Raw genomic sequence first — 24,344 nt, 5'->3', positions numbered from 1 at the left:
TTTTAAAGTAAAGCCATTACGGCCGCCATCGTGAAGGCAACAGTGAGGGCCCTAAAGATCGACGTGATGCCGATGTTTCTATATTCCTTGTAGAGATAGCTCGCGACAAACGCGTGTAGCATTTCAACACTCATGAAGGCATAGTATAGACCGTATGCGTTCATGCCGAGGAAGGACTTAACTGTGTCAAGGTTCTCTAGAGAAATTAGCCCTGCCGCGACATATTGCTTCAATATACCTTCGGCTACAAGTGGCTGGGCTACTAGTCCAACCCACCATGCAAATGGGAGGACTCTCAACATGTACTCGAGTATAATTGTTATGCCGAGCTGTAGCCACCATTTTTTAACTGGGATCTTGTCTTGGATGAGTTCTCTAAGGTAGAACTCGTCGACAAATATGGGTAGCAGGCAAAGAGCAAACAAGTAGAACATAAATGCGAACCTAGTGGGTGTCATAGCATAATTGGCTACGACACCTGTCAGCGAAATATTATACATGATATATACTGTCAGCCAAGCAATGAGCACCGTTACTAGACCAGGTATCCAGTTCTTCTTTAGTTTTTGAACTGCATCACCAAGAATCTCTCTCTTGATGGCCACGAGGACTATGATTATGGGTAAAAGGGCTAGTGCAAGGAATAGGAAGTAGAAGATGGTATACTGCGCTCCTGAGAACCTTGCAAACTGGTATACTCGCCAGCCCCAGTCAACTATCAATGGGAAAGTATAGAACGAGGCAAGAATGTACAGAATTGACAAGACAATGATGAGAACTATAGCAAATGTTCTGCGGATGCTCGATTTTGATTCAACCTGGACAATTTTCCCTTTGGATCTATAGTACCTTGTGACTAGGTAAGCAACACATAGAACCGCTATTATCGAAAGGAAACTAGCAGAGCCAGAGAGCGAGCCCAGTACAGAGGGATCCAAGTAATAGGTCGCTTTCCCCTTTCCAAAACAGAGTAGGACCCATTCAACTGTCTCCTCTATAGCCTTTTTGGTAAAAACGATGGTGTAGTGGTCGGCTCCGGGAACAATCACAAGTTTCCTGCCGGTACCTGCACTTGGAGAACCAAAGACTTCAGAGGGCTTTCCAGAGGAACTCGTTGCATAGTTAAAGAGCAACTCGGCAAAGGACGGCGGAGTAATAATGTCATTTTCACCCACGATTATAAGGAGGTTGTTTGGTCTCGTTGTGTTTACAGTGCTAATTTCCCATGCATAATACGGTCCAATCATCACTACGGGGTTTATGTTTGGAGCAAGGATTCCAAGTCTTAACGCCGCCCTAGAGCCCATCGAGTACCCTATGACACCTATATGTTGTTTGTCAACGTCTGCCCTGCTCTGCAGGTAAGTTAGGGAAGCGTAGAGGTCGTTTGAGATGTTTGGCGCCGCTATTGGGTCGCCGATATAGTTTACCCCGCCCTCGCTACCGTCGTGTCCCCTATAGTTCAGTGATAAAACTAGGATGCCGTTTCTTGCAAGCTCCGTGGAAATAGCATTCATTGTATCTGATGAGGCACCTAGCCCGTGGACAACAATGACTGCTGGTAGCTTCCCTTGAGCATTAGAAGGCTTATAGATCACTGCCCTAAGTTTGGCTCCGTCGAGACCCGTTATCCAGACTTCTTCTGTCTGGACGCCTTGGTAGAGTAGTGTCTTAGCGGTGAAAGAGCCCGATAAGGCTAGCAGGGCTGAGAGGACGAGAAGTATTACTGCGGCTAACAGCTTTTTGTCTAGTTTAGGTTTTTCTTTGCTCATCAGTTTAAGTTATTTGGGATAACATTTTTATTTGCTTTGTAATATAGGTTAACCAACATGCTTTTATTTATCTTAAAAGGCTAGATATTGATCGACAAATGATAAAAAAGAAACAATTCACAGCACCATTTTTCATGCTACTGTTTTTCCTGGCTTTTACTATGCCTGTGCTCCAGGCTTCCTCGAGCGACAGTTATCACCCATACGGCTACTTCGTGCACCCCTATCCAAACGTCTCGCTTAGACCAGGCGACATCGTAATTGGTCATTACCCTGGACAGGAATATACCATAGTGGGCTACTGGTCCCATGCGGGCATTTTATACAAATATGATCCAACAATTGGCGACTGGCTGGTTGTAGAGGCACTATTCGAGGGTGTAAGAATAAACACTCTAAGCGAATTCATGTCCCGTTATAGTGCTGTCATAATTCTGAGGGTCAAAGGCGTGACAGACTCACAAGCCCTAAGTGCCGCCAACTGGGCGTACTCCAAGCTTGGCTATACATACGACTATAACGGATACTACAAACAAGTATATGGCCCATCCTATTACTGCTCTGAGCTTGTCTGGGCGGCATACAAGGCTACGACAGGCGTCGATATCGACGCGTACTACTGGTTGCCGCAAAACTGGTACGGCGTTCTTCCAGGAGAAATAGTGGCTGATTCAGATGTATACACCCTCTGGCTAAGCGACCTGGGCTTCTAATTTTTTCTATTTCTATCTAGGTAACAATGTTAACCTCTCCGCTTTTAGGCAAGTGTTGAAATTTCCTATTTGGTGACACTAACGCCCCAAAACGGTAGAATAGGCGTTGTAGGAGCCTATAGCACAAAGTATGAGGCCAGGAGTCAAAAGGAGACACACGAAATGATACGTGAAGCTGTCGAGGGAGCCCTGAAAAGCGTTGAGAAGGGGATTTCTCCGCAGGAAATAGACCTAATCATAGTCTCCAACTACAGTGACTCCTTCGGGGGCTTACTGCATACAGCCCCCCTTGTAGCAAGCTACATTGGGAACCTAAACGCTACGGGCTTCAGGGTTGAAAATGCCTGTGCAGCTGGTACAACAGCTGTTTATCTTGCACACAAGCTTCTCAGTGCTGGCTTCTTTAAAAACGCCCTGATTGTTGGCTTTGAAAAAATGAGCACTGTGGGGACGTCTGCAAAGTCGAATGAGATCTTGATGCGTACAAGTGCGCCAGAAGAGTACAAAGTGGGGGCTCCATTTCTAAGCCTCTATGCTTTAATAGCTAGAGAATACATGAACCGCTACGGGGCAAAGGAAGAGGACCTAGCCTTGGTCGCCGTAAAGAACCATGAAAACGCTACAAGAAACCCGCTCGCCCAGTTTCAGAAGAAGATCACAGTTGAAGACGTCTTGAAGTCTCCATACATATCACCGCCCCTAAAACTATTTGATGCCTCGCCACTCTCCGATGGGGCCGTAGCCCTTCTCATGAGCTCGGAGCCTAAAAAGTATACTGATACACCCGTCTACATCAGCGGCATAGCTATGAAGCATGATTATTCAGGGGTCTACCAAAGAAAAGACATGTCAGCTATCGAGGCGGCCAGGCAAGCCGCCCAAGAAGCTTACAAGATGAGTGGATATGGCCCAGAAAAGATAGACCTTTTCGAAGTCCACGACGCCTTTACAATCGCTGAGATAATTCTCTACGAGATGCTTGGGCTTGCACAGAGAGGCGAAGGCTACAAGCTGATTAGGGACGGGGTAACAGCATTCACAGGATCTAAGCCAGTAAACCCAAGTGGTGGGTTGAAGGCTAAGGGACACCCCATTGGTGCAACGGGTGTAGGCATGGTCGCAGAGGTATACTGGCAGCTAAGGGGTGAGGCCGGGGCCAGGCAAGTGAAAGATGCAGAAAGAGGCTTAGTTGAGAATCATGGTGGGACTGGGGCAACTTCAGTAGTTATCGTTTTTGAGAGGTGAAGGGAATGGCGTGGAAAGTAAGAATATTTACCGAATTGCTGACCCCTGTAGAGCCCTACAAGTCTACGTACATCGTCGCCATAGTTGAGAATGGAAATGGAGAAAAAAGAATCGCGAGAATACCTCAAAAATACATGGGGCTTGTAAAGGAGGGAGCTGAAGGAGAACTCACAGAAGAATTGACAGTCTTCGGCAAAATCCCAGTATTTATCCCGCGTGTCGATCAGCCAAGAAAAGTCGTCCTTGTTACCGGGGGAAGCAGAGGCATAGGAGCGGCAATATCACTAGAGTTTGCTCGGCACGGTTACAACGTCGTCATTGCGGATATAGTGAGAGATCAGGAAGCAGAAAAAACTCTCGAAGCTATAAAGAACCTAGGTGTAGAGGCATACTTCGTAGAGATGGACGTCAGCAAGAGTGAGAGTGTTTCTAAGGGCATATCAGAGGCTTTACGGCTGGCCGGCCGGATCGATGTATTGGTAAACAATGCTGGCATAACACGTGACACTTATCTAGAGAGAATGAAGGACGAAGACTGGGACAGCGTATTAAATGTGAATCTAAAGGGAGCTTTCCTATGCTCAAAAGCTGTTTTCCCAATAATGAAAAGGAACGGCGGGGGAGTAATCATCAATATTTCGTCAATTGTAGGATTGCTTGGAAACATTGCCCAGGCAAATTATGCGGCTTCTAAGGCGGGACTCATAGGTCTCACTAAGACGCTTGCAAAGGAGCTTGCCCCCTACGGTATCAGAGTCGTAGCTATAGCTCCAGGATTCGCCAAGACTAGGATGGCTCTCGCAGTGCCTTCACCGATCCTCCAAGAATACTTAAGGAGGATTCCAATAGCGAGACTCGTCGAGCCGGAAGAAATTGCTAAATTGGCATACCACGTGGTGGAAAACGAGGCACTCACAGGAATAGTGATACCCATAGACCTAGGAACCACTATTGCATCTCCACTGGCTTAGAGAAAAAATAAAAAAATTATTTAAGTGTAGTTTTTCTCCCAATCTTTCTTAACCATTGACACAAATTCTACAACGGGACCTAGCACCTTGTATTCAGCTTTCCTAAGCGACTTAATTATACTCACACGAGAAACGCCTAGCATTCTTGATAGTTCAACGCTATCAACCCCCTTCGGCCACGAATAATATCCCTTAGACAAAGCCAGCTTTAACATGTTCAGCTGATTGGGGGTCAGCTTGTTCAGTTGCGAAACCAATTTAAGTATAGATAGATAGTTTGCAGAAACAGTTACAAAGTCCTCCTCCTTTACCTCTGTCAAGTAGTATTTCTTTACATGGTCTCTTTCCCTGATCAAAGACAGAAAATCGTAGAACTGTTTCTTACTTATGAAGCCTAGGGTCCACCTCTCAACGCCGCTTCTCGCAATCCACGGAGAAACAAACATTGCACCAAGATTTACACTAGCCTCCATTGTATGTGTCTTTTTAATGTTCATGAGTATTCTCCATGCATCGTCAGACTTCCCAAGTACTTTACAGTTCTTTACTTCGGGAATTGTTTGCGCGACTTCTAGAATGTCCTTAAGCTTGTCCTGCTCGGAACTCTTAATTGTTAAAAAGATCTGCTCTACTCCCCTTGAAAGTTCAGATACATTTACTGATAGAACTGTTGTTGTAACGCCTTCTCTTTTCTCGGTCAATTTAACAACGGGGCAATCATATTGCTCAATGTCGAACACTCCAATGTACATCATTATCCATGCAAAATATTACGAAAACAACTATTTAAATTTTCTGTAGTGTGTTTTTATAATGTAGCCTACTGTCGTAAAAACTATAGAAAAAGAGATACCTTTTAATCGTTGAGAAGGAAATATCCTTGTAGCAACGATAAGAATGGCACCCCGGTCATTAATATTATGTCAAAGGTTAACAATGTTAACCTAAAATGTATAACACGATTTCACCTATTAACATGCATTATATGTCTCTGGAGAGAATCTATACGTGTGGAAAATGGGTCAACAACTGGATAGCTCGTAGAGCAGATATAAGTGGTAATTGGATAGCACTCAAGGACGACCTAACGATACCCTTACGTACGGTGTCCTTTGCACAGCTAAACGAGATGTCCAACAAGATTGCTAATTTTCTTCGGGAAAATTTCGGAATAAGCAAGGGAGATTATGTAGCTATTCTTTCGTGGAGCCGCATAGAGTTTGTTGCCACGCTTCTTGCATGTTTCAAGATTGGCTGTGTCCTAGCTCCTATAAACACGAGGTACACTTCACGTGAAATTCAAGAGTTTGTTGATAAAGTCAATCCAAAAGTTCTCCTATATGAAAAAGAATTTTCAGAAACCGTCTCTAACATAGAGACGAAGAAAGTGTGCTATGACTGTCCAAACGAGTTTAATTATGAGAAATACTCTTCCAATGATGTCTCGACGGCGTGTTGCCTCGAAGACCCCGCCCTAATACTACAAACTGGTGGAACAACTGGAAAGCCAAAATTTACAATAGTAAGTCACAGGATGATTCTCTGGAACGCCTTGAACACTGTTAGGGACTTGGTTATACCTGGCGACGTCACAATCAACACGTTACCTCTCTTCCACATTGGTGCCTTCACATATCTAATCCCTCTATTAATGTTTGGAGGGACAAGTATTCTAATGCGAAGATGGAATGTTGATAGGTTTATTGACCTCGTAGAAGAGGAGAGACCAACATTTCTCTTCCTGGTTCCGACGCAACTTAGGATGTTGCTTGCTTCGCCCCGTTTCAAGGACGCAGACTTTTCATCCGTTAGGTGGTTTACAAGCGGCGGGGGAGCGTTAACGCCAGACATCATCGAGAAAATATTTGAGAAGGGTGTTGTCCAGAAACAAGGTTTTGGGATGACCGAGATGGGTCCAGGTATTTTTGCTCTCGATCCATGGGACGCTAAGAGGAAAATGGGGTCGATTGGGAAACCGAACCTATTGATAGAGGCCAGGGTTGTTCTTCCAGATGGAAGTGAGGCTCCCAGAGGTGTTGAGGGCGAGCTGTACCTAAGGGGTCCAAGCGTGTTTTCAGGATACCTGAAAAACGAGGAAGAGATGAAGTCTATTATAAAGGATGGATGGCTGGCTACGGGAGACGTTGCTAGGGTAGATGAGGAAGGCTATTTCTGGATAGCTGGGAGAATTAAGAACATCATTAGGAGTGGTGAAGAGAGCGTGTATCCAGAAGAAATTGAGAGGCTTTTGATTATGCATCCAAAGATTAAGGATGCAGTGGTTATAGGAGTCCCTGACCCCAAGTGGGGGGAGGTTCCAAAGGCATTGATTGTACTTAAGGAGGGAGAAAAGATAACGAAAGAAGAAGTCATAGATTTCTTGAAAGACAAGCTCGCGAAATACAAAATACCAAAGTATGTAGAAGTTGTTCCCCAACTTGTCTACACGGAGACTGGGAAGGTGGCTCGCCAGCCTCTTAAAATCCTTTATGGAAAACCTGAAGACAAGTTAGAGGTGTAGGATCCATGGCGTATTTCACTACAACGGACGGTATAAAGATCTATTACGAGGTCGAAGGTGAAGGGGAAAAGACGGTAGTGCTACTCAATGGCATAACGATGAATACTGTAGGATGGAGGCTTCAAGCAGAATATCTGAGGAACCTAGGCTATAAGGTAGTTCTACATGATATGCGTGGTCAGGGACAAAGTGATAAGCCGAGGACAGGTTATAGTATTGATAGACATGTTTCTGACTTGAAGGAACTGTTAGATTACTTGGGCATTAACACTTTTACGCTTGCAGGCATCTCTTATGGCGGAAAAGTAGCATTGGCTACTGCGCTAGCCTTCTCCGAGCAAGTCGAAAAACTCGTAATTCTAAATTCGTCGCACACCGTAGACAAGGCCTTGAGACTGCGTGCCGACAGGTGGATTTTGGCGGCACGGCTTAAGTCAGGTAGATTCCTGTGGCAAGTAATGATTCCGGACATATTCTCAGACGAGTTCATCAATAACAGTTTCTCCTTTATTTCTTCTTTGGCACCTAACTTCGAGCTTGTAGACATGGTAGCATTCGAAGAGATGATTAAAGCTTTTCTTAGGCTCGATCTGAGGGGAAAGCTCTCCAAACTAACAATGCCAACTCTTGTTGTTGCCAGCACTCATGACAGATTCTTCCCGCCTAGATACTCCAAGTTGATAGTTGAGGAGCTTCCCAATGGAAAATATGCTGAAGTTGAAAGTGGGCATGTCTCTATTTGGGAAAAACCGGGCGAAATTAATGTACTGGTGTCGAATTTTCTTAAGGGAGAGGTGAAATAAAAATGTCGCAGGGATTAGAGCACAGGTATGCAAAATCAAAAGACGGTATAAAGATACACTATGTTGCTGAAGGAAATGGAACACCAATAATCTTCGTACACGGCTTGGGCGAAAGCCATCTTACATGGAAACCCCAGTTAGAGTTCTTCCCAGCTAGGGGGTACAGGGTATTAGCACTAGACCTTCGCGGGCACGGCGAAAGCCAGATTCCCCCAAAAAGGATATCAATGGAGGATTTTGCTAGAGACGTAGAAAGCGTCCTCGAAGCCGAAAAGATAGAGAAAGCGCTCATGGTAGGCTACTCAATGGGCGGCCTAGTCCTGCTAGAGCTTTACCGCTTGTATCTACAAAGATTTGAGAAGATTGTCCTCGAAGCCATTGCACCTGAATACCCACCAGCAATGACAGAAGTTCTTGAAAACATGTCTATGCATGAAATAGCCAGCCAAGTAGCTGAGTTCGCTGTGTCGCCATACGCATCTACCGAATTAAAACGAGAAATCTATGAGATAATCTCACGAACTGATAAACGTGTCTACATACAGAGCGCTGAAGCTGCGACAGAAAAAAGCTACAGAGACATAATCAGATCACTTAGGAACCCTGTTCTCTTCATTTCTGGAGAGCTAGACTACATATCCCCACCAGAGGTCGTCGAAGAAATGCACGCCATGGTGCCTACCTCAAAGGCGCACATAATGAAAGGCGTAGGACACATGCCCCACAGGGAAAGACCCGAAGAATACAACCAATTATTGCTAGAATTTTTCAGGGGCATCTAACATGTCAGGCATAATTCTACGCACAGAAAATCTCACAAAGAGCTTCGGTGGACTCGTAGCTGTCAGCAATGTTAACCTGAAGGTGGCGCAGGGCACGGTTCATGCTATAATAGGTCCCAACGGTGCTGGGAAAACAACGCTATTTAACTTGATTACTGGAGTCCTCAAACCTACAAGTGGTAAAGTGTATTTTGAGGACAGAGATATAACTGGTAAACCCCCTCACTACATTAGCTCCCTGGGTCTAACAAGGTCTTTCCAAATATATTCGATTTTCCCAAACCTTACTGTTCTCGAAAACATAAGGCTTGCTGTCCAAGCAAAATGGAAAAACGTGAGATGGGACTTCATTCATCCAACAAGCCATTACAAAGATGTTGTCTGGGAAGCCATGCGGATTGCCTCCATAACTGGCCTCTACGGCAAGACAAACATTTTGGCAAGTAGCCTCACCCCAGGCGACAAACGGAAACTAGAAATCGCTATTGCCCTTGCTGGAAACCCAAAGCTCATAGCATTAGATGAGCCCACGGCCGGCGTATCTCTAGAGGAGGTAGCACCAATTGTACGTCTCATTAAAAAGCTGAGAGACGAAATGAAGAAAACAGTTGTAGTGATCGAGCACAAAATAGATGTTGTTCTCGAAGTAGCAGACAAAGTCAGCGTAATGAATCAGGGAAGTATTCTCGCGGAAGGGTCTCCCAAAGAGATAGTTGAGAATAGGGAGGTTCAGAAAATCTACCTGGGTGAATGATGTGGCGTCTCCAATTCTGAAAGTAAAGGATCTTCATGCATATATAGGCGGCTTCCATATACTTCAAGGAGTAAACTTCGAAGCGGAAGAATACAAGCTCACGGCCATTCTAGGTAGAAATGGCGTGGGAAAAACAACAACTCTAAAAACAATAATGGGAATATATAAGGCAGCTAGGGGAGAAGTGTTTTTCAAAGGAGAGAACATCACTAATTTCCCAACGCATAGCATAGTCAAGAGGGGAATAAGTTTTGTCCCAGCAGAGAAAAATGTATTTGCAAACCTTACCGTCATTGAGAACCTTAAGCTAGCCTATAATGGCCCAAAGGAAAAATTCGACGACAAGCTTGAAATGGTAATGAATCTTTTCCCAGAGCTTAAACGGTTCTCTGGCCTCCTAGCAGGAGAACTTAGCGGCGGTCAGCAAAGAATGCTTGCACTTGCATGTGGACTGGTAAGGGAGCATGATCTTCTCATACTAGATGAGCCATCTGAGGGTCTAAGCCCAGCTTATGTTAAAAACTTCTACAGGCAGCTGAGGCACTACATGCTTGAAAATAAGAAGACAATACTATTGATTGAACAGAACTTTGCTTACGCCCGCGAAATAACAGATTACATTTACCTGATGGATAAAGGTGTTGTGGTGACAGGTTTTCCCTCGGAAAAAATAGAAGAAAACAATCATGTAATAAGGAGAATCCTGGGTGTAAGCTTATAGGTGGTGGATATGGTTTCACCTGAATTGATTCTAAGCGCAGTTATAGACGGGTTGACTTATTCATCAATGATCTACCTTGCAGCCATAGGACTTGTGATTATTTTTGGCTTAATGGATGTCTTTAACCTAGCACAGGGCGCCTTTTTTGGACTAGGAGCATATCTCTTTGTGACGTTTTATTACATGACGAATAACTTCCTGTTGAGCCTATTGTTAACTTTTCTTATAGGGATAGTCCTTGGTCTTCTAACCGAGAGAGCAATAATACGGCCGGTATACGGGAATCCATTAGCACAATTACTACTTACCATGGGACTAATGACTCTATTGTATACCTTTATGCAACTAATATGGCCAACAGGGCTCGTATTTCCGGAGACTCAAAACTTCTTGTTGTCAGGATATATACAGCTAGCAGATGTCAGGATAAGGATCTATAAGTTTGTTCTTATAGCGATTGGATTTGTCCTATTCGGCACCATGAGTACACTTCTTTCAAAAACCATGATTGGTATAAAGCTTAGGGCGGGGACAGAGAACCGAGAGCTCGCTACAGTCTTCGGTGTAGATATCTCGATGCTCTTCACGTCTGCATTTACATTTGGCGTCGCCCTGGCACTACTGGGTGGCGCACTAGTTGCTCCACTGACGCATGCAACCATAGAGCTCCCTGTCCACTTTTCACTTCTAGCATTCGCTATCCCCGTGGTAGGAGGCATGAAAAGTTATTCGGGAGCCTTCTATGCGAGTCTACTGATAGGATTTGTCGACAGGCTTGTAGCCTACTTTATACCCCAACTGGGCTTTGCGATAGATCTCATAGTCATGATAGTTGTCCTAGTGGTTAAACCAGAAGGATTATTCAAGAGGTGAGAAAATGGAGAAACTAAGGAACTACTTGTTGCCTAATAGGTTTCTTGGATACTTGTCCTTAACAATACTCCTTGCCATTCCATGGCTAGACAGGTCACTGGCTACAGGCATTCCCCTGACATTTGTATGGGCTCTACTTGCACTAAGCTACAACATAGTTTTGGGTTTCGCGGGAATCCCAAGCTTCGGGCACGCAGTTCCATTCGGTGTTGCTGCCTTTATTACGGCGGTGCTTCTCAAGCAGGGTGTCCCGTTCCTTCTATCTCTTATTCCCGCCGCACTTATTTCGGGAGCTGTTTATGTCGGCATGGGTCTTCCCGGCTACCGTGTTAGGGGACTGTACTATGGTATCTTAACGCTTGCTATTTCGGAAGCCATTAGAGCTACTATTGAGTACTCTGCCCAAACCACTGTTGCTGTGACGGTAGGTACGATACCTGAGATGGCTTCACTTGAAGGGCTGTACCTCTACCTCGCCCTCTTCACAATATTTCTTGCTCTATCACTTGTGACCGGGATGATAGACATCATTAGCACAAAGCGGAAACGCCAGAAAGTTCTCAAAACACTGATTGTCTTATTGCTCTTTATCTTCTTAGGTTATAGTGGGTACGTAATCTTTAGCTCCTCGGCAACATTCCTCCATGAAGTAGGTTCAGGTCTTCCTTATGTAAGAATCCTGCGATTTGTATATCCTCTTAACGTGTACCTAGTCTCTCTCCTTAGCCTCTACATATCATATCTGTTGATTAAGAGAATCATCACATCCCCTCTGGGAAGCACATTTATAGCAATAAGGGAGAATCCGGTAAGGGCATCTGTTATAGGCTACAACGTTTTTCTCCACCAGTTAATAGCTTTCTTTATTTCAGGCGTCTTTGCAGGGGTAGCCGGAAGCGTGTACGTCGCCTGCATACCTACAATCCAGCCAGACGTCTTCGCAACCGATAAGACCTTCATTGCCATGACTGGTGCTATACTGGGTGGTCTCGGCACATTCGTTGGACCAGCTATTGGCGGTATCCTTGCTGGCTTCCTTAGAGACTACCTTTCAACGATAACTCCAGCACTCATATCACTAGGCTTCCTGTCACTCCAACAACTGCAACTCTTCCCCAGCTTTATTCTCGGACTCCTCTACATAATAGTTGTCCTGGCATTACCTTACGGTATATACGGTACATGGTTGCTTAAAGGCTGGAAGCTCAAGAGAAAGATCGAAAGCATCTTTTAGGTTTCGGGAAATAGTTAACCGTTTTTATTTTATAGGATTTTTCCCAGAGTATTTTGATGGCTACGAAGCCTGAAATAAAAAAATATGCCAGGATAGTGAGCACGGGCATAGCCCTTGGAAAAACACTAGTAACTAACGATGACTATGAAAAGTTCTTTGGTCTCAAGCTCCCCGATGCATGGAGAAATGCACTAGAAAACCGCATAGGCATCAAACACCGATACGTCTCTGCGCCAGACCAGGCCCCCTCGGATCTAGCCGCAGAAGCCGCTAGAATGGCTCTTCAAAACGCCAACCTCACTATAGACGATATCGACCTTATCATATTCGCAACAGATACCCCAGACTTCCAGACCCCACCAACAGTTTGTGCAGTTCACCAGAAGCTAGGCGCAAAACTAAAAACGGGAGGCTTCGACATAAACGCGGCCTGTGCAGACAACACAATAGCCCTCATGCTTGCGGCACAGAACATCATGCTCAACGAAGACGTCAACTATGTCTTGGTAGTTTCACCTTACACGATGACCAAATTTATTGACCCACAAGACGTGACTGCCTCCATTTTCTCTGACGGAGCTGGAGCCGTCATTCTTGGCCCATCAAGTGAACCTGGCTACATTACTGGAAAAATAATTGCGGATGGTAGTTATACAGACTACTGGGGCATATACATAGGGGGTGCAAGACCAGTAAACGAGAACGTCGTAAAGGAGGGATGGCACAAGCTGAGGTACCTTAAAAGGTATCCACCCGACATAAACCTTCGCCACTGGCCAGGACTCGCACAAGAGGTACAGAAAAAGGCAAATTTAACAGCCAACGACATAAGCTACTACTTCGTCACACAGGTAAACAGAGAGATGATCCACCAGCTGATGAGGCTACTTGGACAGCCAATCGAGAAGGCCCCAACCATCATGGAGAAATATGGATACACTGGATCTGCCTGCGTATTCATGGCTCTACACGATACTCTAACACAGGGCAAGATTAAGAAGGGAGACTACATACAGTTCATCACTTCTGGAGTAGGCTTCGTCATGGCAAGCGCAATCTTCCGCTGGATATAAAAGGCAGATAGAGCCCAGAAATAGTAGTTAACCCTTTTTTTATTGAATAAGAAATTATTATTACAACCGTATGACAACAAAAGAACGAGCTAAAAGTCTCTCCCTCCTCTTGATAGCACTAATAGCACTAGCCTTTGTACCAATAAACGTCAAGGCCCAGAACCCCAATGAAATCGTTATAGGCATCGTTACCGACAGGACAGGTGCACTAAGCTACTATGGCGACATGTCAATTAACGGCTTCATTCTTGGACTCATGTACGCGCTAGAGATACCGAGCTTCGAGACAGTTACGCCAAACCTAGAATGGAAACTTAACTGGCAAGGCAAAACAATACACATCATAGCGGCAACCAATGTTCCAGCCGGCCAGCAAATCCCAGACCCAGCCACAGCTACAAAAGCAGCAGAGGACTTGATACAAAACAAGGGAGCCGAGATACTCGTAGGCTGTTCAGACAGCCCGTCAGCTATCGCCCTCACACAGATAGCCCAAAAATACAAGGTCGTATTCTTGGTTGTCCCTGCCGCTGACCACGAGATAACCAAGACCTACCTAAACAGGTACGTTTTCCAGATTTCAAGTACAACTTGGCACGACGCAATTGCAGGTGGAACATTTGCCACCACCCTCGGCAAAACAGTTGCATTCCTAGCACCGAGCAACTCCTGGGGACGCTCTACTGTCGATGCCTGGTCAACAATCATTCAACAGAAAGGAGGAAGCGTTGTCGCCGCAATATATGCCCCCGTAACAACCACTGACTTTACGCCCTACATCCAGTCTCTCCTGGCCTCAAAGGCAGAGGTATTCATTCCCGTATGGAGTGGAGCAACAGCTCTAACACTCTACCAACAGATAAACGCTTCAGGAGTTTACCAAAAGATGAAAGTCACCTCAGGCATACCAGACCTAGCAACCCTGAACCTATTAAAAATGGGCCTATACCTGCCCAACTACAAGGGAATGATGAAGTATGCTTGGAACCTACCACAGAATAACCCAGTCAACGACTGGCTTGTCTCAAAGTATGTTGAACTCTACAAGAAAAAAGCACTTCCAACGATGGGCTCAGTCCTCATAGCCTTCCCCTTGCCAGACCTTTTTGTCGGCGAGGGATTCGTGGCTGGCCATGCGCTTGGACTAGCATTAAAGAAGACCGGCGGCTCAACAGACTCTGAAAAACTAATCAACGCGCTTGAAGGCCTCACATTTACATCTGTGAAGGGAGACATAAAGATAAGAAAAGAAGACCACAGAACAGTACAGGACATGTATATTGCACAAATAGTGTGGGATACAACCTCTCTTGCCAAATACTATACCGAGCAGGATCTACCAGACCTCTACAAGCCCCTCCTCAAAATTGGAATGTTTGCTCCACAATACATAGACACAGTTAAAAGCGTTACACCCCCAGTAGAGGTCAACCTGTATCCGCCACAACAACCAGCACAACAACAGCCAACACAGCCCACGAAACCCGCTCAGCCACAACAGCCTGCACAAGACTTTACTCTGTACATTGTCCTGGCTATAATTGTATTAGTGATAGTGTTAGCTACAGTTTTACTGCTTAGGAGAAAGCCCAAAAAATAAATTTCTTTTTTTGTGTTTTCCCGGGCGCCTTTTCATCCAGCCCACATACGGGGCAGTCGAGGCGCGATCCTACCGGATCAATATATAAATGTGCAGACAGACATATAAATTTCATGCCGCCCCTTTCTCCCATAGATTTGCGTAACTTTATTATCCCTGCATCACACATTCCTTTTTTGTGGAGAGGTTGTTTGTTTATTTGAGGCTTGCCGAGTGGGAAAAGAGGATAATTGAGGACGTTCTAGGCGGAAAAATCGAGATTCTCTACTGGAGCGGTGCCGACTTTTCTGGCCTAGAAGACTCGTCCATAGCTATGGCTGTTACCTTGCCAAGGGAGGCAATCAAGAGAGCGGGAAAACTTAAGTTTGTCCAGGTTCCCGCGGCTGGCGCAGACAACTTAGACCTAGAGGCCCTGTTCGATAGAAACGTCATGGTTGCCACGGCCAAGGGCTGTAACGCCAGGGCAGTAGCAGAGCACGCCTTCGCACTCATGCTTTCACTTGCCAAGAAAATTGTAGAGCAGGATTACGAGGTAAAGAACGGCAAGTGGAGAAGCTACACAGAGGAAAACTTCTTACTAGACCTTGAAGGCTCAACACTAACCATCGTTGGATACGGCAATATCGGCAGAGAGATAGCGAGGATAGCAAAGGCATTCAACATGAAAGTAGTAGCTGTCAAGAAGAACCCAGAAAGAGACGAGTACTGCGACGAATGCTACGGACAAGACAAGCTCAAAGAGGCTCTCTCCCAGGCAGACTATGCAGTAATAGCTCTCCCGCTGACACGAGAGACGAGAGGCCTCATAGGAGAAGAAGAACTAAAGTCAATGAAGAAAACAGCCTATATCATAAACATAGGCCGGGGCCCCGTTATAGACGAACACGCATTATACAAAGCCCTGACACAAGGCTGGATAGCCGGGGCAGGCATAGACGTATGGTGGACCTATCCGCCAAGCCAAGGCTACCCCTCAAGTATAGGTGTCCACAGGCTCCCAAATGTTATAGCTACGCCCCACAAGGCAGGATGGACAAAGAAATCCAGGGAGAAATGCCTCAGGTTCGCTGCAGAAAACATAGCAAGATACCTTAGAGGAGAAAAACCTCTAAACGTATTGACCAAATCAAGAGAGTATTAAATAAAGTTTCGCTAAATATATTTATCGGCAATTTTAGGGGCTCTTTTATAAGCATTACTGATATGCATATTCTAATGGTAAGTTTTACACATATTCAAAGATGTTCTTGACACTTTTTTCAAAATTCTTACCTTTGTTTTGCAATTTTCTGCGAAGATATTTGGCAAAGACATATATAGCCTACATATCGCTGTACTACATCCCCCAAGGGGGAGAACACATGACACAACAAGCAGGAAAATCTAAGTTTAGCGTACAGTTCATCGCCGCAGTTATTGTTACACTTATAGTTGGAATGGCCATTGGCTTCGCCGCCTCGGGATTCTTCGCTGGTCCCCAGCAAGGACAGCCCCAGCAACCCGCTGGAGGACAACCCTCGGCATCTAAAAAAGTTATACAGATAGGCTTCACTCTCCCACTCACTGGCTCTCTTTCATCTATAGGTAAAATCTGGGAAAAAGTTGCACAGATGGCTATAGAGGACTTGAACAAGGAGGTGCAGGCCTACGGCTTCAATGTCGAGTTTAAGGCTGTTATATTGGATGATGGCACATCTGTTGACAAGGCCGTATCAAATGTCCAGACGCTTGCACAGCAAGGAATAAAGGTGGTCATCGGGCCAGCTGCAAGCTCTCAGGTCAAAGCAGTAAAAAGCTTTGCAGACAGCAACCAGATAGTAATAATTTCTCCATCCTCGACCGCGCCAACACTCGCGATACCCAACGATTTTATATTCAGGACCGTCGGTTCTGACGCTGGCCAAGCAAAAGTCCTCGCAACCCTTGCTTTCCAGGAGGGTGCAAGAAAAGTAATAGTCTTCCACAGGAACGACGAGTATGGAAACGCGTTTGCCGACTTCTTTTCAAAGGCATTTACGCAATTTGGCGGGAAAGTTGTCGACATGCCTTATCAGCCAGACCTTTCTGACTATGCGGCGGACGTTAACAGCCTTGCGAGCAAGGTTCAGACTGAGCAAGCCGATGCTGTTGTATTAATCTCATTCGACACGGACGGCGGAAACATACTTTCCCACGCTGCAGAGTCGTCTATTCTCTCTAGTGTTAGATGGTTCCTATCGGAGGGCCCGCATGGAGCAGCAGAGCTTAAGACACCTGCCGTTGGAGCTTTTGCTGCAAAGGTTAAGCTTCTGGGAACACGTCCGCTTTTTGTAGCGAATCCTCTCTATGAAGAGTTCAAACAGAAACTTAAGGAGAAGTATGGGGTAGATGCCACAGTCTTCTGTGACAACTTGTACGACGCAGTCCAGGTTGCGGGCTGGGCAATCCTTAGGGCTGGAAGCAACGACGGCAATGCAATTAGGAACGCCCTGGTGGAAGTTGCAAAGCACTACTACGGTGTAAGTGGCTGGACGATCTTTGACAGCGCTGGTGACAAGGCAAACCAGGACTACGGCGTATGGGCCATAGTAAAGACTGGCGCTGGCTACGACTTCAAAGACGTCGGCTTCTACCAGAATGGACAAATAATATTCACCGAGAAACCATACCCATAGGGTGAAGCAACAATATATGCTACCACTTGACCAAAACACAATAATAAATTTTCTTTTTTACTCTTTCTTCTATCTACTCTTTGCCGTACCCCTTACCCTTAGCTATCGAACGACGCGGGTCATGAACTTTGCCCACGCCAATTTTATAACCTACGGAGCCTATGTAGCCGTATTTCTTAATGGCTTGCTTGGCAACCAGAGCCTTCTCTTATCGTGCCTACTGGCGTTCCTCGTTTCTGGGACGCTTGCTGTTGCTAGTCACATTTTTGTCTTTAAACCCCTTAGTGATAGAGGAGCTTCAATGTCTCTCATAATGATAGCGTCGATGGGTCTCTGGATAATGTACAACTATGTCCTCTACATGTTGGCTGACATAGCACACGCACTTAGCGGGGTCAACTTTGTCTCGTATGGGAGAATACTCTATAATGACGTACCAGAAATCACGATAGGGGGCCTAAGGTTGTCTGGCGGCTTCATTGCGGTTCTTGTGGCAGCTGTCGGCATGGTTGTATTTCTCTACTTTTTCCTGAATAAAACCTCGCTGGGAAAAGCGATGCGCGCCGTTGCAGACAACCCGGTCTTGGCCGAGATTTCTGGGATACCCAGGAACAAGGTAATAACTGTTACATGGCTGATAACGGGCGGCATAGTCGGGATAGGTGGAGCAATTTGGACAAGTTTCTCGGGAACAGTCACGCCTACAACCGGCGACGCTATGATTCTACAAGTCTTCACCGTTGCATTTATCGGGGGGCTGGTCTCATTGGTTAAGACAGGCATTGGAGCATTCGTGATTGCCCTCATAGAGAATGTCGGCATTAGTTTCCTGAATGCTTGGTTCGGTGTCCCAACTAGCTTTAGAACCTTCTTGACATTTGTAACATTGATTGTTATCTTGATTGCTTTTCCACCTCTTGGCGCAGCTGGTGGTTTACCATTCAGGTATAGGAGAAAAAGGGGGTGAAGCCAGATGATAGATGTGGTTGGTTTCCTGATAAGCTGGCTTACGTTCTTAGGGATATATGGTATACTCGCTGTAAGCCTGAACTTCGAGTCTGGCACTAGCGGTGTGACAAACTTTGGAAAGGTGTTTTTCTATGGCCTCGGAGCCTATATCGGTGCAGCTTTGACGGTTTACCTTTTCCTTTTGCTTAGCGGTGTAGATACATCTAAAGTTTCACCCTTTGATATCGAGGGAATTGTGCTTCTAGGCGAACTAGCTACGAAGAATCCTATTCTCGATATAGGACTACTGGTAGCATCATTGGTTTTAGCTTTTCTGGTAGCCGGCATAGTAGGGTATCTCCTTAGCTATCCAATTATAAGGGTTGGACCGGCATTTGTAGGCTTCACATTACTTAGTACAGGCGAGCTTTTCAGGATCTTTGTCCAACACTATGAGCCACTAGGAGGAAGCAAGGGCATAATGTCTATTCCGCACCCATTTGCCTGGGTACCTAATCCAACGCTGAGGGCATTGCTCTACCTATTTATCGTATTGGCTCTTCTAGCACTTACTTACTTTGTATTTCGCCGTCTCTACAATTCGCCACTCGGGCGAACACTAAGGGCAGTAAGAGATGACGAGATAGCTGCACTGTGCCTAGGCAAACACGTACCAAGGCTTAAGGCAATGGTTCTCTTTATTGGGTCGGGTTTCGCTGGTATGGCCGGTGTACTCTTAGCCTTTTACTATAGCTCAATTAATCCAGACATATTTGTTCCTGCAGTTACATTCAATGTTTGGGCAATGATAATTCTTGGAGGTATGGGCAACCTTGAAGGTTCGCTTCTAGGTGCCGCTATCTTTACTCTCTTTGACAGGCTCCTCGCCTTTGTGACGCCACAGCTCGGCATAACAATTATCTCACCCGACTATATCAGAGGATTCCTGGTAGGCTTCTTGATCGTTGTTGTCCTCCTTTTCCGTCCTCAGGGAATCCTGAAGGAGGGAAAGATAGAGACACCTGCATGGAAGGTATATGAAGAAGAGGTAAAGGGTGAGAAAAGTGGCTAACATCCTAGAGGTAGACAATGTAACTAAGACTTTTGGAGGGATCGTAGCTTTGCAAGATGTAAGTATAAGCGTGCCAGAGAGAGGCGTTGTCGGCCTTATAGGCCCCAACGGCAGTGGAAAGACGACACTCTTCAACGTGGTCTCTGGCTTCTATGTGCCTGACAAGGGGGAGGTCTGGTACCACAATGGAGGCAACAGCGAGAGGATAGACGGCCTAAACCCCAACGAGGTGTTTGCAAAGGGCATAGTGAGGACCTTCCAGATACCACGCTTGTTCAAGTCCCTAACAGTCCTCGAAAACCTCCTGTTGACCCCCTTCGGCCAGAAAGGCGAGCATCCATTGAAAGCTATCAACCCTGAGACTTGGCAGGAAGAAGAGAAAGCGCTTGCAAAAAAGGCCATCGAACTACTAAATAGGTTTGGCCTCCTAGAATATGCAAACGTAAGGGTTTCAGAGCTGAGCGGGGCACACATGAAGCTCATAGAAACCATTAGGGGCCTTATGACGCCTGCAAGAGTATTCTTGCTAGACGAGCCGGCAGCCGGCGTAGAGGCCACAGCGGCACACAACCTGTTTAGGCTTGTGAGGGAGCTTAATGCTAACGGCTACACATTCCTAATAGTGGAGCATAGAATAGAGGTGATGATGCAGTACGTGGACTACGTCTATGTCCTCCACAACGGCCAGCTATTGGCAGAGGGGAAGCCGGACGAAGTTGTGTCAGATAAGAGGGTTATCGAGGCGTATTTAGGTGATGCCAATGCTTAAAATAAGCGAACTATACTCTGGATACGGCAAAATGAGGGTTATCCAGGGGGTAAGCCTCGAGCTTTCAAAGGGAGAAATACTGGCTATCCTTGGCCCAAACGGTGCAGGGAAAACCACGCTCCTAAACTCGGTTTTTGGGATAGCGACCATACATAGTGGAGATATCTATCTCGACGGCACAAAGATAACTGGCAAAAAGCCATCAGAAATAGTCAAGCTAGGGGTAAGCTACTCTCCACAGCTAGACAACGTTTTCCCAAACCTCACCGTAGAGGAAAACCTCTACGTCGGCGCCTTTATAAGGGGCAGAGACCCAAAAATCAAGGAAGACATCGAGAACATCTTCGAGCTCTTCCCCGAGATAAAGAGGAGAAGACACCAAAAAGCAAAGACACTGAGCGGCGGAGAGAGGCAGATGCTTGCAGTGGCCCGCGCACTCATGACGAACCCCAAGGTCTTACTACTAGACGAGCCTACAGCCGGTCTTTCGCCAAAAGCCGGGATAACTCTTATGCGAAAGGTCAGAGAAATAAAGGAAACAATGAACATAGCCGTTCTAGTCGTGGAGCAAAACGTTGCGAGAGCCCTCGAGGTAGCAGACAAAGCCTCTGTCCTTGTGGGCGGGAGAATACTCAGAGAAGGCTCAGCCGAAGAATTTAGGCACATAGAGATAGAGAAGCTCTTCTTTGGAAAATAATTTTTTCCTTAATCTTCCTAACTTTATAATAGCAAGTCATTTATGCGTTTTGTTATAGGTAAGTCTGGCGAGACAGATGGACTCGCTGTCACTTCTAGGTCTTATAGCTTTGGGGCTTTGCTCGGGAGGCGTTACAGGGCTGATAGGATCAAGCGGCGTCCTAATCGTCGTTCCAGCGCTAACGCTCTTGTTTGGTCTTCCAATTCACACAGCTATTGGGACGAGCCTCGCAGTAGACGTGATAGCCTCTATAATCGTGTCAATTGTTTACTATAGGATGGGAAATGTAGAGCTAAGATCAGGCCTGGGGCTTGCACTTGGCGCAGTGGTTGGGGCACAGGTGGGAAGCAGGATTGCTAAATACATACCAAGCGCAAATTTAGGCAGGGGCTTTGGCATCTTTTTAGTCATCATTGGTGCAGGAAGACTAAGCGGAAAAGGACTAATCGGGCTACTAAGCTCCCAGCACTCCCCTCAAAGCATGGACACCAAGAATGTTTCGGGCCAAAATAATAGCATAAAGGTCGGGCCTATACAGGTCGCGGTCTCACTTGTTTTGGGTTTCCTCTTAGGGATAATCAGCGGCATCTTCGGCGCAGGAGGCGGTATAATGTTTCTTCTAACGCTCATAGTTCTCCTTAAGTATCCGCTACACAAGGCAGTCGGAACCTCCACATTGATGATGACTCTGACTGCTCTATCAGGAGCTATTGGCTATGCCCTCAACGGATATGTGTCGCCATTAGCCTTCATCTTGGTAGGTGCAGGAAGTATTGTGGGTGGGAGGATAGGCGCAGTATATGCAAACAAGGTTCCCGAAGCCTCCCTCTCAAAGATAATAGGAATAGTATTCATAGCCCTAGGGATAATAATGATTGCAGAACAACTACTATAAAAAGAGTCGGGCTGCCATTTTCGTAAATGCTCGTTTCCTTTACTATAACCATCGATGTTTTTGCAGAAGCTTTTTATTTCCTCAGAAGAAAATAGAATCAAATAGTATGAAGGTTAGGATGGGCAAGAGGGGCGTCATAGTTGTCCCCAAGGCTGTTAGAGAGAGACTTGGGCTCAAGGAGGGCATGGTTCTCGAGCTAGAGGTTAAAGGTGATGAACTTGTTTTGAGGGCGAGAGACTTATGGGCTGAGCTTAGGGCGAGGGGTGAGGGCCCAAAGTTTGATGTTGACATGTTTGAGAGGGAGCTAGATGAGAATGAAGAGAAATGGCTGGAAAGACGCACTGAAAATGCTTGGTTATAGAAACATTTGCTATATGAGCTATTTTAACGTGGAATATCACGCTGGCAACACATTCGTATTGTTTCAAGGTATAGGTACTAAAGAACCTACTTGGTAGTTCTTATTTTTTTGGATATAGGCAAATTTGCACAAGAAAATGGATTTTTTCTAAAGGTTTAATATCTAAAAAGTTTATATGATTGTAAAAATAATTTATAGTGAGATTCATGAGTTTGCGAGAGAAAATACTAAAAAATGGGTTATACTCGAGTCTTCTACTCGGGATAAATAATCAGACTAAGACAACTCTCCACGATATGTCTCATATGGTCAATTTAAGTAAGGATGAAATTGTTCATGCCTGTATGTATTCCCTTCTGCAGAACTCTGAGTTAGCCCGAATATTTCGCGAGAGGGGGCTTGAACCTGGATACGTTAGAGGTATTTTGGAAAACATATTAGATGAGATGTTTAAAGGAGACTTCAGCGAAGAACATACAGTTAGAATCGCCAGGTTGACTTTTGATCTAATAAAGATAGGCATCCCGCCTAGGATGCTTATCATGCTTATGTTCATTCTTTCTCAAGAAATTGTAAGGCATAGCCATTCAAATTCCAATCAGGTAAAGGCAATCATACAAGCATGTGGATGGTTGCTGTCAAACATGATGGAGAGTTACTTTACGATAGATGAAGAGGTTTTCGCGAACAGCCTAGGTATCACTAGTGGAAGTTATGATCGTCTATTGAAGCTTACAGCTGAGAAAATTTACAGGAATATAGACAAAGAACTGGCTTAGACGTGGCCTTGACAGGCTAAATAGCTAATAGGTTAGCTTCCCCTTTCCAAGCACTGTTTCAAATCGTAGGAAAGTTTGTGAAGTAGCTGGATTAGTTAATAGTAAAACATAGTTTACCTCTAGAGTTATATTCAATCATTACGGTTGGATGTTGTGGCGCATGAGGAATCTCTAAGAACCATTCTAGTTTCTGGCTGTGAAGAGTTCTCTTCTCTTGGGTATAACAGAAGACGTTAAGAAAAACTTAAAGGAAATATACAAAGCAATTTCTGCAAGGAAAGAAGAAATAGTGAGGACAGCACTAGACTCGATATCAAAAAACAATGATTTGTCAGAAGCCTTGAAAAAGGCCGGGCTAGACGAGACAAGATCCAAGAGGCTTTTTGAATATTGGTTCACAACTATTTTCCAGAGTGATTACGGCGAGCGTCACTGCCTAGATGTCGCTAGGATTGGCCTATTGCTTGTTAGGGGAGGTTTCCCCTTGCACTCTCTATCTCCCTTGGTCTCTGTTTTTCTATCTGAGACTCTGAAGACAAGCGACGGTGAACCGAGCCATATAGTTATGCTTGCAAAGGTCTTTGGGTGGAATCTCGCCGTCATGATTCTCAGCTACGAAATAATAAGGCAGAGAGTTTTCAAGAAAGCCACAGGGATCAGTGAAGAGGTCTATAACAGGCTAGTCGACATATACACCAGGACATTCTTAAACGAATTGGCCAAGGAGCTAAAAGTATGGTGGTTTATGTGAGTGTTGAGGAGGTTAGGCGTGTTGTTGAAGGCGTGGCTAGGGTTGGTGGTGTTGAGGGTTTTGTTGTTTCGAGTAGTGATGGTTTGCCTTTGTTTAGTAGTCTGGCTGACAAGGAGCTGGAGGAGAAGGTTGTAGCGCTGACAGCTGTGTTGAGCGAGGTGGGCAACAGGGCTAGCACGGAGCTGGGAAAGGGTGAGGCAGAATGGATCACGGTCAACGCCCCAGACGGCTCGGGAATAATATACACCAAGCTAGGCCAAATAGGATACCTAGCAGTCCTATTCAACAAAGACACACGTCTAGGAGTACTACTATACACACTAAGAGACATAAAGAAAAAACTAGAGACAGCCTAG

Annotated in this window: 25 protein-coding genes; 23 read left to right on the top strand and 2 right to left on the bottom strand. The window is 45.5% G+C overall.

The genetic code is table 11. The features are described 5' to 3' along the window. Nucleotides 1–2: 2 nt before the first annotated feature. The gene (locus N186_RS09365) at nt 3–1,772 is read right to left on the bottom strand and encodes an alpha/beta hydrolase (protein ID WP_020963584.1); all 1,770 of its coding nucleotides are present in this window, start codon (nt 1,770–1,772) and stop codon (nt 3–5) included. Between the two features lie 98 nt (nt 1,773–1,870). Between N186_RS09365 and N186_RS09360 the strand changes: the two genes are divergently transcribed. The 3 genes from N186_RS09360 (at nt 1,871) to fabG (ending at nt 4,701) form a co-directional block, all read left to right on the top strand. Then, on the top strand, nt 1,871–2,485 hold the full coding sequence (locus N186_RS09360; RefSeq protein ID WP_020963583.1) for a YiiX/YebB-like N1pC/P60 family cysteine hydrolase: 615 nt from the start codon (nt 1,871–1,873) through the stop codon (nt 2,483–2,485). A 72-nt stretch (nt 2,486–2,557) separates the two neighbouring features. Beyond that, on the top strand, nt 2,558–3,730 hold the full coding sequence (locus tag N186_RS09355) for a thiolase family protein (RefSeq protein WP_020963582.1): 1,173 nt from the start codon (nt 2,558–2,560) through the stop codon (nt 3,728–3,730). 5 nt (nt 3,731–3,735) lie between these two features. Then, on the top strand, nt 3,736–4,701 hold the full coding sequence (fabG, locus tag N186_RS09350; protein WP_240366739.1) for a 3-oxoacyl-ACP reductase FabG: 966 nt from the start codon (nt 3,736–3,738) through the stop codon (nt 4,699–4,701). A 20-nt stretch (nt 4,702–4,721) separates the two neighbouring features. On the opposite strand, the gene N186_RS09345 is transcribed toward fabG, so the two are convergent. After that, nucleotides 4,722–5,456, bottom strand: a complete 735-nt coding sequence (locus N186_RS09345) for a helix-turn-helix domain-containing protein (RefSeq protein ID WP_148682211.1) — start codon at nt 5,454–5,456, stop codon at nt 4,722–4,724. Between the two features lie 230 nt (nt 5,457–5,686). Here N186_RS09345 and N186_RS09340 point away from each other — a divergent pair, with 230 nt between their 5' ends. The 20 genes from N186_RS09340 (at nt 5,687) to N186_RS09245 (ending at nt 24,344) form a co-directional block, all read left to right on the top strand. Then, nucleotides 5,687–7,222: a class I adenylate-forming enzyme family protein gene (locus N186_RS09340; RefSeq protein WP_020963579.1), complete on the top strand. Its 1,536-nt coding sequence runs from the start codon at nt 5,687–5,689 to the stop codon at nt 7,220–7,222. A gap of 5 nt (nt 7,223–7,227) precedes the next feature. Further along, on the top strand, nt 7,228–8,025 hold the full coding sequence (locus tag N186_RS09335; RefSeq protein WP_020963578.1) for an alpha/beta fold hydrolase: 798 nt from the start codon (nt 7,228–7,230) through the stop codon (nt 8,023–8,025). Nucleotides 8,026–8,027: 2 nt separating this feature from the next. Then, the gene (locus N186_RS09330; protein WP_020963577.1) at nt 8,028–8,807 is read left to right on the top strand and encodes an alpha/beta fold hydrolase; all 780 of its coding nucleotides are present in this window, start codon (nt 8,028–8,030) and stop codon (nt 8,805–8,807) included. A 1-nt stretch (nt 8,808) separates the two neighbouring features. Further along, the gene (locus N186_RS09325; RefSeq protein ID WP_020963576.1) at nt 8,809–9,561 is read left to right on the top strand and encodes an ABC transporter ATP-binding protein; all 753 of its coding nucleotides are present in this window, start codon (nt 8,809–8,811) and stop codon (nt 9,559–9,561) included. 1 nt (nt 9,562) lies between these two features. Continuing rightward, the gene (locus tag N186_RS09320; RefSeq protein ID WP_052885721.1) at nt 9,563–10,282 is read left to right on the top strand and encodes an ABC transporter ATP-binding protein; all 720 of its coding nucleotides are present in this window, start codon (nt 9,563–9,565) and stop codon (nt 10,280–10,282) included. A gap of 9 nt (nt 10,283–10,291) precedes the next feature. Beyond that, nucleotides 10,292–11,155, top strand: a complete 864-nt coding sequence (locus tag N186_RS09315) for a branched-chain amino acid ABC transporter permease (RefSeq protein WP_148682208.1) — start codon at nt 10,292–10,294, stop codon at nt 11,153–11,155. A gap of 4 nt (nt 11,156–11,159) precedes the next feature. Continuing rightward, entirely contained in the window at nt 11,160–12,389 is a 1,230-nt protein-coding gene (locus N186_RS09310) for a branched-chain amino acid ABC transporter permease (protein ID WP_020963573.1), read from the top strand. Between the two features lie 56 nt (nt 12,390–12,445). After that, complete coding sequence (locus N186_RS09305) at nt 12,446–13,462, top strand: 3-oxoacyl-ACP synthase III family protein (protein ID WP_020963572.1); 1,017 nt, start codon at nt 12,446–12,448, stop codon at nt 13,460–13,462. Between the two features lie 70 nt (nt 13,463–13,532). Continuing rightward, on the top strand, nt 13,533–15,062 hold the full coding sequence (locus N186_RS09300) for a substrate-binding domain-containing protein (RefSeq protein ID WP_020963571.1): 1,530 nt from the start codon (nt 13,533–13,535) through the stop codon (nt 15,060–15,062). 178 nt (nt 15,063–15,240) lie between these two features. Continuing rightward, nucleotides 15,241–16,203 (top strand): 2-hydroxyacid dehydrogenase, encoded by a 963-nt coding sequence (locus tag N186_RS09295; protein WP_020963570.1) that lies wholly within the window; start codon nt 15,241–15,243, stop codon nt 16,201–16,203. A 220-nt stretch (nt 16,204–16,423) separates the two neighbouring features. Beyond that, nucleotides 16,424–17,716, top strand: coding sequence for an ABC transporter substrate-binding protein (locus N186_RS09290; RefSeq protein ID WP_052885720.1), 1,293 nt, complete (start codon nt 16,424–16,426; stop codon nt 17,714–17,716). Between the two features lies 1 nt (nt 17,717). Then, entirely contained in the window at nt 17,718–18,683 is a 966-nt protein-coding gene (locus tag N186_RS09285) for a branched-chain amino acid ABC transporter permease (RefSeq protein ID WP_020963568.1), read from the top strand. A 6-nt stretch (nt 18,684–18,689) separates the two neighbouring features. After that, nucleotides 18,690–19,736, top strand: coding sequence for a branched-chain amino acid ABC transporter permease (locus N186_RS09280; RefSeq protein WP_020963567.1), 1,047 nt, complete (start codon nt 18,690–18,692; stop codon nt 19,734–19,736). Next, on the top strand, nt 19,729–20,505 hold the full coding sequence (locus N186_RS09275; protein WP_020963566.1) for an ABC transporter ATP-binding protein: 777 nt from the start codon (nt 19,729–19,731) through the stop codon (nt 20,503–20,505). Before N186_RS09280 ends, N186_RS09275 begins: the two co-directional genes overlap by 8 nt. Continuing rightward, nucleotides 20,498–21,202, top strand: coding sequence for an ABC transporter ATP-binding protein (locus N186_RS09270; protein ID WP_020963565.1), 705 nt, complete (start codon nt 20,498–20,500; stop codon nt 21,200–21,202). Before N186_RS09275 ends, N186_RS09270 begins: the two co-directional genes overlap by 8 nt. A gap of 76 nt (nt 21,203–21,278) precedes the next feature. Beyond that, on the top strand, nt 21,279–22,097 hold the full coding sequence (locus N186_RS09265; protein ID WP_020963564.1) for a sulfite exporter TauE/SafE family protein: 819 nt from the start codon (nt 21,279–21,281) through the stop codon (nt 22,095–22,097). Between the two features lie 106 nt (nt 22,098–22,203). Next, nucleotides 22,204–22,458: an AbrB/MazE/SpoVT family DNA-binding domain-containing protein gene (locus tag N186_RS09260; RefSeq protein WP_020963563.1), complete on the top strand. Its 255-nt coding sequence runs from the start codon at nt 22,204–22,206 to the stop codon at nt 22,456–22,458. Nucleotides 22,459–22,664: 206 nt separating this feature from the next. Beyond that, nucleotides 22,665–23,237 carry a globin family protein gene (locus N186_RS09255; RefSeq protein ID WP_020963562.1) on the top strand — a complete coding sequence of 191 codons (573 nt, stop codon included), beginning with the start codon at nt 22,665–22,667 and terminating at the stop codon, nt 23,235–23,237. A 214-nt stretch (nt 23,238–23,451) separates the two neighbouring features. Then, nucleotides 23,452–23,988 carry a globin family protein gene (locus tag N186_RS09250; RefSeq protein ID WP_148682205.1) on the top strand — a complete coding sequence of 179 codons (537 nt, stop codon included), beginning with the start codon at nt 23,452–23,454 and terminating at the stop codon, nt 23,986–23,988. Beyond that, the gene (locus N186_RS09245) at nt 23,985–24,344 is read left to right on the top strand and encodes a roadblock/LC7 domain-containing protein (RefSeq protein ID WP_187147026.1); all 360 of its coding nucleotides are present in this window, start codon (nt 23,985–23,987) and stop codon (nt 24,342–24,344) included. The genes N186_RS09250 and N186_RS09245 overlap by 4 nt, the downstream gene beginning before the upstream one ends.

The sequence above is a fragment of the Thermofilum adornatum genome (assembly GCF_000446015.1).
In the GTDB taxonomy this organism is placed as follows: Archaea; Thermoproteota; Thermoprotei; order Thermofilales; family Thermofilaceae; genus Thermofilum; species Thermofilum adornatum.
This window is presented reverse-complemented; position numbering and strand designations above follow the sequence as displayed.

What these genes read in the sequence shown, in the direction of transcription:
- N186_RS09365 (WP_020963584.1), bottom strand. Translation starts at nt 1,772, where the DNA reads ATGAGCAAAGAAAAACCTAAACTAGACAAAAAGCTGTTAGCCGCAGTA.
- N186_RS09360 (WP_020963583.1), top strand. Translation starts at nt 1,871, where the DNA reads ATGATAAAAAAGAAACAATTCACAGCACCATTTTTCATGCTACTGTTT.
- fabG (WP_240366739.1), top strand. Translation starts at nt 3,736, where the DNA reads ATGGCGTGGAAAGTAAGAATATTTACCGAATTGCTGACCCCTGTAGAG.
- N186_RS09345 (WP_148682211.1), bottom strand. Translation starts at nt 5,456, where the DNA reads ATGATGTACATTGGAGTGTTCGACATTGAGCAATATGATTGCCCCGTT.
- N186_RS09340 (WP_020963579.1), top strand. Translation starts at nt 5,687, where the DNA reads ATGTCTCTGGAGAGAATCTATACGTGTGGAAAATGGGTCAACAACTGG.
- N186_RS09335 (WP_020963578.1), top strand. Translation starts at nt 7,228, where the DNA reads ATGGCGTATTTCACTACAACGGACGGTATAAAGATCTATTACGAGGTC.
- N186_RS09330 (WP_020963577.1), top strand. Translation starts at nt 8,028, where the DNA reads ATGTCGCAGGGATTAGAGCACAGGTATGCAAAATCAAAAGACGGTATA.
- N186_RS09325 (WP_020963576.1), top strand. Translation starts at nt 8,809, where the DNA reads ATGTCAGGCATAATTCTACGCACAGAAAATCTCACAAAGAGCTTCGGT.
- N186_RS09315 (WP_148682208.1), top strand. Translation starts at nt 10,292, where the DNA reads ATGGTTTCACCTGAATTGATTCTAAGCGCAGTTATAGACGGGTTGACT.
- N186_RS09310 (WP_020963573.1), top strand. Translation starts at nt 11,160, where the DNA reads ATGGAGAAACTAAGGAACTACTTGTTGCCTAATAGGTTTCTTGGATAC.
- N186_RS09305 (WP_020963572.1), top strand. Translation starts at nt 12,446, where the DNA reads ATGGCTACGAAGCCTGAAATAAAAAAATATGCCAGGATAGTGAGCACG.
- N186_RS09300 (WP_020963571.1), top strand. Translation starts at nt 13,533, where the DNA reads ATGACAACAAAAGAACGAGCTAAAAGTCTCTCCCTCCTCTTGATAGCA.
- N186_RS09290 (WP_052885720.1), top strand. Translation starts at nt 16,424, where the DNA reads ATGACACAACAAGCAGGAAAATCTAAGTTTAGCGTACAGTTCATCGCC.
- N186_RS09280 (WP_020963567.1), top strand. Translation starts at nt 18,690, where the DNA reads ATGATAGATGTGGTTGGTTTCCTGATAAGCTGGCTTACGTTCTTAGGG.
- N186_RS09270 (WP_020963565.1), top strand. Translation starts at nt 20,498, where the DNA reads ATGCTTAAAATAAGCGAACTATACTCTGGATACGGCAAAATGAGGGTT.
- N186_RS09265 (WP_020963564.1), top strand. Translation starts at nt 21,279, where the DNA reads ATGGACTCGCTGTCACTTCTAGGTCTTATAGCTTTGGGGCTTTGCTCG.
- N186_RS09260 (WP_020963563.1), top strand. Translation starts at nt 22,204, where the DNA reads ATGAAGGTTAGGATGGGCAAGAGGGGCGTCATAGTTGTCCCCAAGGCT.
- N186_RS09255 (WP_020963562.1), top strand. Translation starts at nt 22,665, where the DNA reads ATGAGTTTGCGAGAGAAAATACTAAAAAATGGGTTATACTCGAGTCTT.